Below are 12908 nucleotides of genomic sequence, written 5' to 3'. Positions count from 1 at the left end.
TCCCTGACACCCCCCACTCGCCCCCGACCGCTCCCGAAGGAGGTGCACCAGTGACACGACGCCGCATCCGGCACGCCTTCTATGTCGCCCCCGCGCTCGCGCTGATCGCGTTGTTCGTCTACTACCCGATCGTCGAGAACGTCCGGCTCAGCCTCTTCAAGTTCAGCGTCTTCCGGCCCGGCATGCGCTACGTCGGCCTGGAGAACTACCGGCAGGCCCTGCAGGACCCGGTCTTCTGGCACGCGCTGCTCAACAACGTCTTCTACGCGGTCACCTCGGTCGTCTTCCAGGTCGGCGCGGCGCTCGTGCTCGCCGCGGTACTGGAGGAGCTGATCGGGCGGCGGCTGCGCGGGGTGCTGCGCGCCGTGTATTTCATCCCGGCGGCCGTCTCCATGACCGTCGCGGGCCTGCTCTTCCAGTTCCTCTACCAGCCGGACGCGGGCCTGGTGAACCGCGCCCTGGACGCGGTCGGGCTCGGCGGCCTCCAGCACGACTGGCTGGGCGATGCCGCCACCTCCATCTGGGGCGTCATCAACATGAGCCAGTGGCAGTCGTTCGGGTACACGACGATGCTGCTGACCGTCGCGGTCCAGCGCATACCGCGCGAGCTGTACGAGGCGGCGACCGTGGACGGCGCGGGGCGGATCCGCACGTTCTTCCACGTCACCGTGCCGATGGTGCGCGACATGACCACCCTGCTGATCATCCTCACCGTCTCCGGGGCCTTCCTGGTCTTCAACGAGGTGATGGTGATGACCGGCGGCGGGCCCGCCAACTCCAGCCAGGTGCTGGGGACCTGGCTGTACACCAGCGCCTTCACCGGTGACGACATGGGATACGCCGCGGCGATCGGCACGGTGATCTTCCTGATCACCTTCGCCGCGGGTGCCCTGCAGCTGCTCCACTCGCGCAGAAAGGCGGTCGCCGCATGACCCTCACCCTCGGCAGGACCGCCCGCACGGCACCGGAACCGGCCTCGTCCCCCACGGGGCGCGCGCCCGCCCGCTTCGGCCCCGTCGCCGTGCGCGTGCTGGCCTACGGCGCGCTGGCCGCGCTCGCCGTCGCGGTGATCTACCCGCTGTGCTGGATGGCGCTGGCGGGCCTGAAGAGCAACGGCGAGCTCTTCGCCGACCCCTGGGGGCTGCCCGCGGACCCGCACTGGTCGACGTACGCCGACGCCTGGAACCAGGGCGTGCTGGGCTATCTGCTCAACAGCGTGCTGGTGACCGCCGCGAGCGTGCTGGCCGTCGTCCTCATCAGCGCCTGGGCCGCCTACGGCCTCACCCGCCTCGACATCCCCTGCTCGCAGCCGGCGCTGCTGCTGGTGCTCGGCGCGATGATGCTCTCGCCGACGGTGGCCCTGGTACCGCTCTCGCAGCTCCTCCAGGCGCTGGGCATCTACGACACGTACTGGGCGCTGATCGTCCTCTACACCGCCTTCAAGGTGCCCTTCACCACCTTCCTGATCCGCGCCTACCTGCTGGGGCAGCCGGTGGAGGTGGAGGAGGCGGCGTACATCGACGGGGCGAGCCGCTGGCAGACGTTCTGGCGGGTGGTCGTCCCGATGGCCCGCCCGATCCTCGCCTCCGCCGCCGTCCTGCAGGCGCTCTTCGCCTGGAACGAGTACGCCTTCGCGCTGGTCTTCATCACCGACGACCGGCTCAAGACGCTGCCCGTGGGCCTGGCCGACATGGCCGGGCGGCTCAACTCCAACTGGCCGGTTCTCTTCGCGGGGCTGACCATCGCCGCGCTGCCGATGATCGTGATCTTCCTGATCGGGCAGCGGCACTTCGTCCGCGGGCTGGCGGCCGGCATCGGGAAGTGAGCGGACCCTTCCGTTTGCAAAGTCGTCATCCCGATACCTATCGCGGGCCACACGGGTCTTCTATCGTCCCGGACGCACCACATCAATGGGCCAACGACGGACCATTGGGGACGACTGGAGGAAGCACGTGGCATCGGAGACAAGTCGGAGACGGGTACTGGCAGTTGGCGCGGCGGCCGTGGGCGCGGCCGCCGCCGGGTCGCTGCTGCCGCCCTCGCTGCAGCAAGCACTGGCCGCCGACGCGGCGCGGCCGGGCGGCACGGACGGCGGGCTCGACGCGATCGAGCACGTCGTCGTGCTGATGCAGGAGAACCGGTCCTTCGACCACTACTTCGGGATGCTGCGCGGCGTACGGGGCTACGCCGACCGCAACGCCATCAGGATCCCCGGCGACCGCAGCGTCTACGAGCAGCCCGCCGCGACGGGCACCGGCTCCGTACTGCCCTTCTCCGTGCGCGAGGCCGCCGAGACCCAGAAGAAGGACCTCCAGTACATCGGCGACCTGGACCACGGCTGGGACGGCGGCTTCAAGGCGTGGCACGACGGCTGGATGGACAACTGGGTGTCCGCCAAGACCGCCGCGACCATGGCGCACTACGACCGCCGGGACGTGCCGCTCCACTACGAGCTGGCCGACACCTTCACCGTCTGCGACGCCTACCACTCCTCGATCCACACCTCGACCAGCCCCAACCGCAACCACCTGGTCAGCGGCTGGACCGGCTTCGAGGCGAACGGCAAGCGGGCGGTCGGCAACGACGCGTACGCGGAGGACACCCACCCCGGCTACGACTGGCCGACGTACGCCGAGCGCCTGGAGAAGGCCGGCCACAGCTGGCAGGTCTACCAGGAGTGGGACAACTTCACCGACAACAACCTGGAGTTCTTCGCGAGCTTCAAGGCCGTCGCGAAGAAGGCGCTCGCCAAGGTCGGCGACCCCGGGATCCAGAACATGACGGCCTTCTACGCGAAGGTCGCCGACGCCGACGAGACGGAGCGCAAGCGGCTGCAGGGCCTGCTGGAGGAGGGCGTGAAGGCGCTCTCGCGGGCGGACCGGAGCCTGTTCGAGCGCGCGCTGCGACGCGGCGAGCCGGGCTCGACCGCCACCGCCTTCGCCGCGGACGTCGCCGCCGGCACGCTCCCCGAGGTCAGCTACATCGTCCCGGCCGCCGCCGACTCCGAGCACCCCGGCTCGTCCTCGCCGATCGCCAGCGCCACCCTCGTGTACAAGATCCTCGACGCCCTCGGGAAGCACCCGGAGGTCTGGCGGCGCACGGTCCTGCTGCTCACCTACGACGAGAACGACGGCTTCTTCGACCACGTCCCGCCGCCCGTGGCCCCGGCCGGCACCGACGAGGAGTACTGGGACGGGCGCCCCACCGGCCTCGGCATCCGCGTCCCCATGGTGGTGATCTCGCCCTGGACGGTCGGCGGCTACGCCTGCTCCCAGGTCTTCGACCACACCTCGATCGTCCGCTTCCTGGAGCGCTGGACCGGCGTCCGCGAGCCGAACATCGGCGCCTGGCGGCGCACCGTCTGCGGCGATCTGACCAGTGCCTTCGACTTCTCGCGCGGCCGGAAACAGCCCGCCGTCGACCAGCCGGGCCCGATCCCGCCCTTCACCGGGCGGTGGCGCCCCGAGCCGCCCGCCGAGCAGCGGCTGCCGCGGCCGGAGGAGGGCACGCGCCCGGCCCGTCCGCTGCCGTACCAGCCCGACGCGGACGGCGCCTACGACCCGGCGGCCGGACGGTTCCGGCTGGCGCTGCGCAACAGCGGCGCGGCCAGCGCGCACCTCGCGCTGTACCCGTATGCGCGGGAATACGCCACGCCCCAGCACCGTGACGTACGGGGGAAGGCCGGCTGGGACGTACCGGTCCGGGACCGGGCGTACGACTTCCACCTCACCGGGCCCAATGGCTTCCGGCGGGAGTTCGCCGGGACCGCGGCGGGCGCGGCGGCCGGGCTGAAGGTGAGCACGCACCTGGACGCCGGGCGGCGGGAGATCCATCTGACGCTCGTCAACGGAGGTGACGGGGACCTGACCGTCACGCTGGCGCCGCTGGCGTACTCCGGTGCGGCGCCGCGCACGGTGACGCTGCCCGCGGGCCGCACCCGTACGCTGGCGCACTCAGCCGACCGCGACCACGGCTGGTACGACCTAAACGTCACGGTCAGGGAAGACGAATCGTTCCGCCGCCGGCTGATGGGGCACATCGAGAACGGCGCGGAGTCGATAACGGGCTGAACCTCGCGGAGTGCGATCCTTCGCTTCTTTGTTAGGAAGTACACAAAGGGGTCAAAGGATCTTCTCGGGCTGTCACTCTCGTGTGATGCGGGCCCGCCGCCCCTTCGTCGGCAGGCGGCGGGCCCGCTCCACCTCCCAGCCCGTTCCGCGCTCGGCAGCACCGGTCACCCCGGAGTTCGGCGCGCAAAACCCCCGGGAAGCAGACAAAGGCCCTTATGACCGTACTTGCCCGGTGGTGCCTGAAGCGCCGCTCCCTGGTCATCGTGCTCTGGCTCGCCGTCCTCGCAGGCGTCGTGGCCGCAGCCGGTGCGCTGGGCTCCTCGTACTCCAACAAATACGACGTCCCCGGTACGGAGTCCGGGCGCGCCGCGGAACGGATGGCGGCCGCCTTCCCCGGACAGTCCGGGGACAACGACACCCTCGTGTGGCACACCGACTCCGGGACCGTGCGCGCGGACGCGGTGCGGGACCGGATGGAGCCCGCCCTGGACCGGATAGCCGAGCTGCCCGGGGTCGCCTCGGTGGAGGGCCCCGACGGCCCGGCCGGCACGCAGGCCGAGGCCGCCCCGTCCGGTGACGCGGAACAGCGCATCAGCCGGGACGGGCACACCGCCTACGCCACGGTGGTCTTCGACGCGCCCGCCGACGACCTGGACCCGAAGCAGGTACAGGCCGTAGTGGACACCGCACAGAACGCGTCCGGGGACGGCCTCACCGTCGCGCTCGGCGGCGCCGGCGCCGGCCTCACCGAAGCGCCGCAGAGCCATCTCGCCGAGGGCCTCGGCCTGGCGGCGGCCGCCGTCGTGCTCTTCCTCGTCTTCGGGTCGCTGGCCGCGACCCTCCTGCCGATCATCACCGCGGTCGTCGCGGTCGGCACCGCGTCGGCCGGCATCAGCCTGCTCGGTCACGTCATGACCGTCGCGGACTTCGCCCCCATGCTCGGCATGCTCATCGGACTCGGCGTGGGCATCGACTACGCGCTGTTCATCGTCACCCGGCACCGCAAGAACCTGCGGGCGGGGATGAGCGTCCCGGAGGCCGCACAGAAGGCGGTGGCCGTCTCGGGACGGGCCGTGGTCTTCGCCGGGGCGACCGTCTGTATCGCCCTCCTCGGCATGCTCGTCCTGCGGCTGTCCTTCCTGAACGGCGTCGCACTCGCCGCCTCGCTGACCGTCGTGCTCACCGTGGCCGCCTCGATCACGCTGCTGCCCGCGCTCCTGGGACTGATCGGGACGCGCGTACTGGGACGGCGCGAACGCGGCCGGCTCGCCGCCGACGGGCCGCGCCCCGAGCACCCCACCGGCTTCGCGGTCCGCTGGTCCGGCTTCGTCGAGCGCCACCCCAAGCTGCTCGGCGGCCTCGCCGCCGCCGTCATGCTCGTCCTCGCGCTGCCCACCCTCGGGCTGCACCTGGGCACCTCCGACCAGGGCACCGACCCGCGCTCCTCGACCACCCGGCAGGCGTACGACCTGCTGGCCGACGGCTTCGGCCCCGGCTTCAACGGGCCGCTGACCTTGGTCGGCGACCTGGACGGCGCCAAGGACAAGCTCGCCTTCGACGGCCTCCCGGACCAGCTGCGGAACACGCCCGGAGTGGCGCAGGTCAGCGGGCCGGAGTTCGACGGCAGCGGCAGCACCGGCGTGATCACGGTCGTCCCGGACAGCTCGCCGCAGTCGAAGGACACCTCCGACCTGGTCGAACGGCTGCGCACCGACGTGCTGCCCGAGGCCGCCGACGCCTCCACGCTGCACGTCGACGTCGGCGGCGTCACCGCCGGCTACGACGACTTCGCCGACGTGATCGTCGGCAAGCTGCCGCTCTTCGTGGGCGTGGTCGTCTCCCTCGGGTCCGTACTGCTCCTGCTGGCCTTCCGCTCGCTCGGCATCCCGCTCAAGGCCGCCGTCATGAACGTCGCCGCCGTCGCCTCCGCCTTCGGAGTCGTCGTCGCCGTCTTCCAGTGGGGCTGGGGCAGCGAGCTGCTGGGCCTGGGCAGCGGCGGCCCGATCGAACCGTTCCTGCCGGTGATCATGGTCTCCGTCCTCTTCGGCCTCTCCATGGACTACCAGGTCTTCCTGGTCAGCCGGATGTACGAGGAATGGCGGCGCACACACGACAACCGCAGGTCCGTACGGGTCGGACTCGCCGAGACCGGCCGGGTGATCAACTCGGCGGCGGTCATCATGATCGCGGTGTTCTCCGCCTTCGTGCTCAGCGGCGACCGGACGATCGCGATGTTCGGCATCGGACTGGCCGCCGCAGTCGCCCTGGACGCCTTCGTCCTGCGCACGCTCCTGGTACCGGCGCTGATGCACATGCTGGGCGGCGCGAACTGGTGGCTGCCGGCCTGGCTGGAGCGGCGCCTGCCGCGCCTCAGCATCGAGCCGCCGGAGGAGTACGAGGACGAGCTCCCGGACACCGTCGTGCCCGTTCCCGCACCCCGGCACGCCGAGGACGAGCGACTGGTACGCAGCTAGGGAAGCGAGTCGTCCGGAAGCCGTTCTTCCGGCCGTCATCCGGTGTTGGCCCGCTCTCTCATACGACTCTCAGACGCGGCACCTACGGTCGCGCCCATGGGTACCACGACGACCAAGAACGACACCGAGAAGACCGAGCCGGTCACCGAGGACGCGGCTGCCGGCACCAAGCCGGCGGACGCCCCCGAGGACCGGGCCGCGGCACAGGACACCACGCCGGAGACCGCCGCCGGTACCGAGGAGACCGGCGCGGAGGAGAGCGTCATCGAGGACGCGCCCACCGCCGCCGCGCCCGTGCGGCGCGGTATCGCGGCGGGGGCCGGCGCCGTCGCCGGTGCCGCACTCGGCCTCGCCTCCCTGACCGGCACCTGGGCCGGCACGATCCTCGCCGAGCGGCAGACCGTCCTCGGCCAGATCAAGCTCCAGACCGGCAAGACCCAGGACCAGATCGCCGCCGTCTACACCACCCCCTGGCACACCACCGCCCTCGTCAACGGGATCTTCGCCGTGCTGGCCCTCGTGGTCACCGGCGCCGTCCTGCTCCGCCGCCCGCAGGCCGCCTGGACCCGGGCCGTCGCCTGGGGCGGCTTCGCGCTCGCCGTGCTCGGCCTGGTGATCGCCGGCGGCATGTACCTCGACCTGTTCGCGTCCGCCCCGAAGCTCAGCCCCGGCGGCTCCTGAGGAGAGCCCGTATGACCGCATACAGGAGGGGCCTTAGACCGCTGCGTGAGACACGGCAGCGGATCTAAGGCCCCTCCGGGCGTGGAGATCGGGAAGTTGCCCGATGTGGCGCACCCCCTGAGGCGGCCAGGCTGACGACGTACCGTCAGCCGCCGTGGGAACACGCTTCCCGCGGCCGTACCAGGAGACGTCATGCTCTACTACGAAGCCGAGCACCGCGCCCGCGCCGAGGAACTGCGCCGGGAGGCCGACCGCGACCGGCTGGCCCGCGAGGCCACCGAGGGACGCCGCGCCGCACGGTCCGCCGGCGACGCGTCCGAAGGGCGGGTGAGCAGGTGGGGCCGGGGCGTACGGGCCCGCCGCCGGGCTGCGGCATAAGAACGGAATGCCCTACCGGGGCGGGCCGGTGACCGCTCGCCGGGGCGGCCCGGTGCCCGCAAAATCCGATGCCGGATTGTCAGACCTCTGTGCGATGCTCTGCGACGTGGAGACCAGGTCCGTCAGTCGCGTATTCGTCGGCCGCAGCAGCGAGTTGAGCCTGCTGGGCGACGCGCTCGCGCGCACCACGGCCTCCGGCGAGCCGCAGGCGCTGCTCGTCGGCGGCGAGGCGGGCGTCGGCAAGACCCGGCTGATCGAGGAGTTCGCCGCGGCCGCCCGGGCCGCCGGCGCGCTCGTCGCCCTCGGCGGCTGCCTGGAGATCGGCGCCGAGGGCCTGCCGTTCGCCCCGTTCTCCGCGATCCTGCGCACGCTGAACTCCCGCCTGCCCGAGGAGCTGGCCGCCGCCGTCGGGGGCCAGGAGGGCGAGCTGGCCCGCATCCTGCCCGAGCTCGGCGAGGCCCCGGGCGAGTCGCGCGACGACGAGCACGGCCGCGCCCGCCTCTTCGAGCTGACCGCCCGGCTGCTGGAGCGGCTCGCCCGCGGCCGCAGCCTCGTCATCATCGTCGAGGACCTGCACTGGGCCGACCGCTCCACCCGCGAGCTGCTCAGCTATCTGCTGCACACCCTCCACGACGCCGGCGTCCTGCTGGTCGCGACGTACCGCTCCGACGACATCCACCGCCGCCACCCGCTGCGCCCCTTCCTCGCCGAGGTCGACCGCATGCGCACGGTCCGGCGCGCCGAGCTGGCCCGCTTCACCCGCGACGAGGTCCGCTCCCAGATGGCCGGGATCACCGGCAGCGAGCCCGAAGAGGCCCTGGTCGAGCGGGTCTTCGAGCGCTCCGAGGGCAATGCCTTCTTCGTCGAGGAGCTGGCCTGCAGCATCCACGACGGCACGCTCCCCGGCCTCAGCGACTCGCTCCGCGACCTCCTCCTCGTGCGCGTCGAGGCCCTGCCGGAGCACACCCAGCGGGTGATCCGGATGGCCGCCGAGGGCGGCTCCACCGTCGAGCACGATCTCCTCGCGGCCGTCGCGGAGCTCCCCGAGGACGACCTCATCGAGGCCCTGCGCGTCGCCGTCGGCAGCAACACCCTCGTCCCCACCAGCGACGGCACGGGCTACCGCTTCCGGCACGCACTGGTCCGCGAGGCCGTCCAGGACGACCTCCTCCCCGGGGAGCGCACCCGCCTCAACCGCCGGTACGCGGAAGCCCTCGAAGCCGACCCGGGCCTGGTGCGCGCCGAGGCGTGCGCCACCCGCCTGGCGAGTTACTGGTACCACGCCAGGGACGCCGCCAAGGCGCTGCCCGCCGTGCTCACCGCCTCGGTCACGGCCCGCCGCCGGCACGCCCACGCCGAGCAGCTGCGGCTGCTGGACCGGGCGCTGGAGCTGTGGGACGAGGTGCCCAAGGACGTCCGGCTCGCGGTCCGCCCCGTGGACTGCGCCGAGGCGTATCCGGCCAGCGGCTGCGACAACGACGCGCTGCGCTATCTGGACCTGCTCGCCGAGATCGCGGTGGCCGCCCGGCTCTCCGGCGACCGCGAGCGCGCCTACACGGTCACCAAGCGGGCGCTGCGCGCGCTCGCGGGGGAGCACGACCCGCTGCGCGAGGCGTGGTTCCTCACCCAGCGCTCCCGGCTGGCGCAGAGCACGGGCCGCGGCGACGGCTGGGAGGACCTGGGCCGCGCCCAGGAGCTGGTGCGCGGGCTGCCGCCGTCGCCGGTGCACGCCGCGGTGCTGGCGCAGGCCGCCGCCTGGGGCGCGCTGCACGCCCCGGGCCCCGACTCCTTCACCGCCGCCGAGCGGGCCGTGGAGCTCGCCTGCCTGGTCGGCGAGGAGGAGGTCGAGCTGAACGCTCGCCTCACGCTGTACGGCCTGCAGGTCTCCTCGGGCGACGTGGACGGCGGTCTGGCCGGCTTCCGCGCGGCGCTGGACCGCGCGCTGGAGCGCGGCTATTCGGCCGTCGTCGCGCGCGGCTTCACCAACCTCCCCTCGCACCTGGAGGCGGTGGGCCGCTCGGCGGAGGCGGTGGCCGCGACCGAGCGCGGGCTCGCCATGACCGACCACTTCGGCCTGAAGGACTCCCGCAGCTGGGTCTACGGGAACCTCGCCGAGAGCCTGATGTCGCTGGGCCGCTGGACGGAGTCGGCCGCGGCCGCCGCCGACTGCCGGCGCCTCGCCCTGGGCAGCCGCACCCGCGCGCTGGCCGCCTCCCGCCACGCCGACCTGGCCCTGCTCCGCGGCGACTTCGACACCGCCGCGGAAGAACTGGCCGTGGCCAGACGTGACTTCGGCAGCTATGAGAACCAACCGCAGTACACGATCCCCATGACCCGCTTCGCGTACGAGATCGCCGTCCACCGGGAGGGCGCGGCGGCGGCCCGGGAAGTCCTGGAGCCGTTACTGACGGCCGGGTTCCCGCTCGATACGTACAGCTTCGGCTGGCCCCTGCTGTGGCGGGCCGCCGCGGCCGAGGCGGACGCCCGCGGGCTGCCCGCCGCGGCCACCGGGCGCGAGGAGATGCTCGCCCGGCTGGCGGCGGTGGCGCGGACGCTGCCCCGCCCGGTCCCGGTGTGGCAGGCGTACGGCCGGCTGACCGAGGCCGAGCTGTGCCGGGCCGAGGGGCGGCCGGCGCCGGAGCGCTGGGCCGAGGCGGTCGCCGCGCTCCGCCGCGTCGAGCGGCCGTACGCCCTGGCCTGGGCGTGCCACCGCTGGGCGGAAGCGCTGCTGACCTGCGGCCCGGCGGGCCGCGAGCAGCGCGAGGCGGCCACGGTGCTGCTCGCCGAGGCGCGGGCAGCGGCGCGGTGGATGGGCGCGGGCCCACTGGCCCGGGAGATCGACCGGCTCGCACAGCGGGCCCGGATCACACTGCCGGAAGGGCGAAGATCCGGCGGTCTCCCGCCGGTGCCCGCGCAGTCCGCACCCGCGCTCGCCGGGCCCGTGCGGGTCGGGCCCGTGCGCGCCGCGTCGGCGGGGGACCGGGCGCCGGAGACCGCCGAGGCGACGGCCGACACGGCCCCCGACACCAGCCAGGACACAACGGCCGACTCACTGGGGCTCACGCCGCGCGAGCAGGACGTGCTGCGGCTGGTCGCGGCGGGGCGCAGCAACCGCCAGATAGCGGACGCGCTCTTCATCTCACCCAAGACCGCGAGCGTGCACGTCTCCAACATCCTGGCCAAGCTCGGCGTCTCGGGACGCGGCGAGGCGGGCGCGCTGGCACACCGGCTGCGGCTGTTCCCCGAGGCGGAGCCGGCCTGATAGGGCGGTTTGCGAGTTGATGTCCGGTTCAACGTGGGACTTGGGTGAGAGGTGCCCTTGACCTCAACCTTGGTTCAGGTACAACACTCGGCGCATGAAGACCACAAACAGCAGCACCATTCTCTTTCGCAACACCATGCGCATCACCGACGGTCACCTCGACGGCTTCCGGCACGCCATCGCGCAGGCGGTGGCATTCGCTCAAGAGCACGGCCCGCAGCTCATGGTGGAGGTTTTCATCGACGAGGAGCGGATGCTGGCGCACAGCTTCCAGCTCTACCGCGACTCCGACGCCATCCGTGCCCACTGGCGGCTGTCGGATCCGTACATCCGCGAGGTGATGGAGCACTGCACCGTGCAGCACTTCGAGATATTCGGTGCACCGGACCACGACATCGTGGCGGCCCTCAAGACCCCCGACGGCGAATCCTTCCCCTTCGCCATCTCACCCCGCCTCGCCGGCTTCAACCGTCTTGAGGCGCCTGGCCGGGGTGGATCGCCCTCCTAGGGGCGGTCCGTGAGTTGATCCCCGTTTTCCGGTGAGGTGGGGGCAGACTGCTGGCCGCGGGGCTTCGGTCCGGCTATTGCGTCCTGGCGAAGCTCCCCCTCCGAGAGCCTGTGTCCGAGGCCGGCGGTCCGGGGCGTCAGGCCGCCGGGTGCGGCAGGCGGTCCGGGGCGTCAGGCCGCCGGGTGCGGCAGGCGGACGACCACCCGCCCGGAGGCGAGGTCGATGGGGCCGAGGCCCGGGTCGGAGTCGCCGACGTCCACGACCATGAGGGAGAGCTTCTGCCGCTCGTCCTCGGTGTGCTTACGGCCCGGCGCGAAGAGCTCTTCGGCGAGGTTGAACATCGCGACCCCCTGGCGTGGCGTCCTGCTCACTGCCGTCAGTGTAGGCACGCCCGCCGCAAAAAGGACATCATGTGATCTTCAGCCGCAGAATCCGGTCGTCGCCCTTCTCCGGCGTGCCCCGCTTGTCCGTCTCGCTGGTGACCAGCCACAGCCCGCCGTCCCCGGTCGGCACGACCGTCCGCAGCCGCCCGTACTTCCCCTCCAGGAACGCCTGCGGCTTCGCCACCGGCTCCGTGCCCCGCAACGGGATCCGCCACAGCCGCTCGCCGCGCAGCCCGGCCATCCAGATCGACCCCTTGGCGTACGCGATCCCGCTGGGCGAGGCGTCCGCGGTGCTCCACTGCTCGACCGGCTGGACGTACGAGGAGTCCCCGCCGCTCCTCCCCTCGGCCTCCGGCCAGCCGTAATTCCCGTTCGGCCGGATCAGATTCAGTTCGTCCCAGGTGTTCTGGCCGAATTCCGACGCCCAGAGCCGCTTGTCGGCGTCCCAGGCCAGCCCCTGGACGTTGCGGTGGCCGTACGAATAGACGACGGAGTCGGCCGAGGGGTTGCCGTGCGCCGGCTCGCCGTCCGGCGTCATCCGCAGGATCTTGCCGCCCGGGGAGTCCTTGTCCTGGGCCTGTTCGCCGTCGCCGGTCTCGCCCGTACCGGCGTACAGCATCTTGTCCGGGCCGAACGCGATCCGCCCGCCGTTGTGGACATGGCCCTTGGGAATGCCTCTGAACACCGTGTCGGGGGCGCCCAGTTGATTGCCGGCCGGGCGCTTGTCGTCGTACACCATGCGGACGATGCGGTTGTCGGACGCGGTGGTGAAGTACGCGTACACGAAGTGGTCGGCGCCGAACGTCGAGGAGACCGCGAGGCCCAGCAGCCCGCCCTCGCCGTCCGGGGCCACGCCGGGCACCGAGCCCAGCTCGGTCTTCTTCCCGCTCTTCCCGTCCACCTTGACGATCGTCCCGGTGTCCCGGGACGCCACGAGGAGGTCGCCGCCGGGCAGCGCGGCCACGCCCCAGGGGGACTTCAGGCCGGTGGTGAGGGTGGCGACCACCTTCACCGACCCCTTCGCGGGGGCGGCGGAGGGGGTACGGTGCGGCGCGCCCGACGCGCTCCCGCCGCGCGAGGGCCCGGCGGACTTCCCCGCCGTACCGCCATCGCCCGACGAGCCGCCCGAGGAACAGCCGGCGGCGAGGAGCA

Annotated in this window: 10 protein-coding genes; 8 read left to right on the top strand and 2 right to left on the bottom strand. The window is 72.5% G+C overall.

Translation table 11 applies throughout. The features are described from left to right. The first annotated feature begins 50 nt into the window (after nt 1–50). The 8 genes from CCS38_RS27905 (at nt 51) to CCS38_RS27870 (ending at nt 11373) form a co-directional block, all read left to right on the top strand. On the top strand, nt 51–932 hold the full coding sequence (locus CCS38_RS27905; protein ID WP_223736096.1) for a carbohydrate ABC transporter permease: 882 nt from the start codon (nt 51–53) through the stop codon (nt 930–932). After that, the gene (locus CCS38_RS27900; protein ID WP_223736095.1) at nt 929–1825 is read left to right on the top strand and encodes a carbohydrate ABC transporter permease; all 897 of its coding nucleotides are present in this window, start codon (nt 929–931) and stop codon (nt 1823–1825) included. Before CCS38_RS27905 ends, CCS38_RS27900 begins: the two co-directional genes overlap by 4 nt. 127 nt (nt 1826–1952) lie before the next feature. Further along, entirely contained in the window at nt 1953–4070 is a 2118-nt protein-coding gene (locus CCS38_RS27895) for a phosphocholine-specific phospholipase C (protein WP_223736094.1), read from the top strand. Between the two features lie 215 nt (nt 4071–4285). Then, on the top strand, nt 4286–6544 hold the full coding sequence (locus CCS38_RS27890; RefSeq protein ID WP_223736093.1) for an MMPL family transporter: 2259 nt from the start codon (nt 4286–4288) through the stop codon (nt 6542–6544). Between the two features lie 96 nt (nt 6545–6640). Continuing rightward, nucleotides 6641–7225, top strand: a complete 585-nt coding sequence (locus CCS38_RS27885) for a hypothetical protein (RefSeq protein ID WP_223736092.1) — start codon at nt 6641–6643, stop codon at nt 7223–7225. A gap of 192 nt (nt 7226–7417) precedes the next feature. Next, the gene (locus CCS38_RS27880) at nt 7418–7603 is read left to right on the top strand and encodes a hypothetical protein (protein ID WP_223736091.1); all 186 of its coding nucleotides are present in this window, start codon (nt 7418–7420) and stop codon (nt 7601–7603) included. Nucleotides 7604–7697: 94 nt separating this feature from the next. Continuing rightward, nucleotides 7698–10865: a helix-turn-helix transcriptional regulator gene (locus CCS38_RS27875; RefSeq protein WP_223736098.1), complete on the top strand. Its 3168-nt coding sequence runs from the start codon at nt 7698–7700 to the stop codon at nt 10863–10865. 94 nt (nt 10866–10959) lie between these two features. Next, the gene (locus CCS38_RS27870) at nt 10960–11373 is read left to right on the top strand and encodes a hypothetical protein (protein ID WP_223736090.1); all 414 of its coding nucleotides are present in this window, start codon (nt 10960–10962) and stop codon (nt 11371–11373) included. Nucleotides 11374–11543: 170 nt separating this feature from the next. Here CCS38_RS27870 and CCS38_RS27865 read toward each other — a convergent pair whose 3' ends face one another. Together CCS38_RS27865 and CCS38_RS27860 are read right to left on the bottom strand one after the other, a co-directional pair. Further along, nucleotides 11544–11714, bottom strand: coding sequence for a DUF6191 domain-containing protein (locus CCS38_RS27865; RefSeq protein WP_223736097.1), 171 nt, complete (start codon nt 11712–11714; stop codon nt 11544–11546). A 67-nt stretch (nt 11715–11781) separates the two neighbouring features. Beyond that, on the bottom strand, nt 11782–12908 hold a 1127-nt coding region (locus tag CCS38_RS27860), incomplete at its 5' end, for a PQQ-dependent sugar dehydrogenase (RefSeq protein WP_223736089.1).

The organism is Streptomyces purpurogeneiscleroticus (assembly GCF_020024005.1).
Classification (GTDB): Bacteria; Actinomycetota; Actinomycetes; order Streptomycetales; family Streptomycetaceae; genus Streptomyces; species Streptomyces purpurogeneiscleroticus.
Note: the sequence above shows the minus strand (reverse complement) of the source record. Positions and strands in the feature narration are given on the sequence as shown.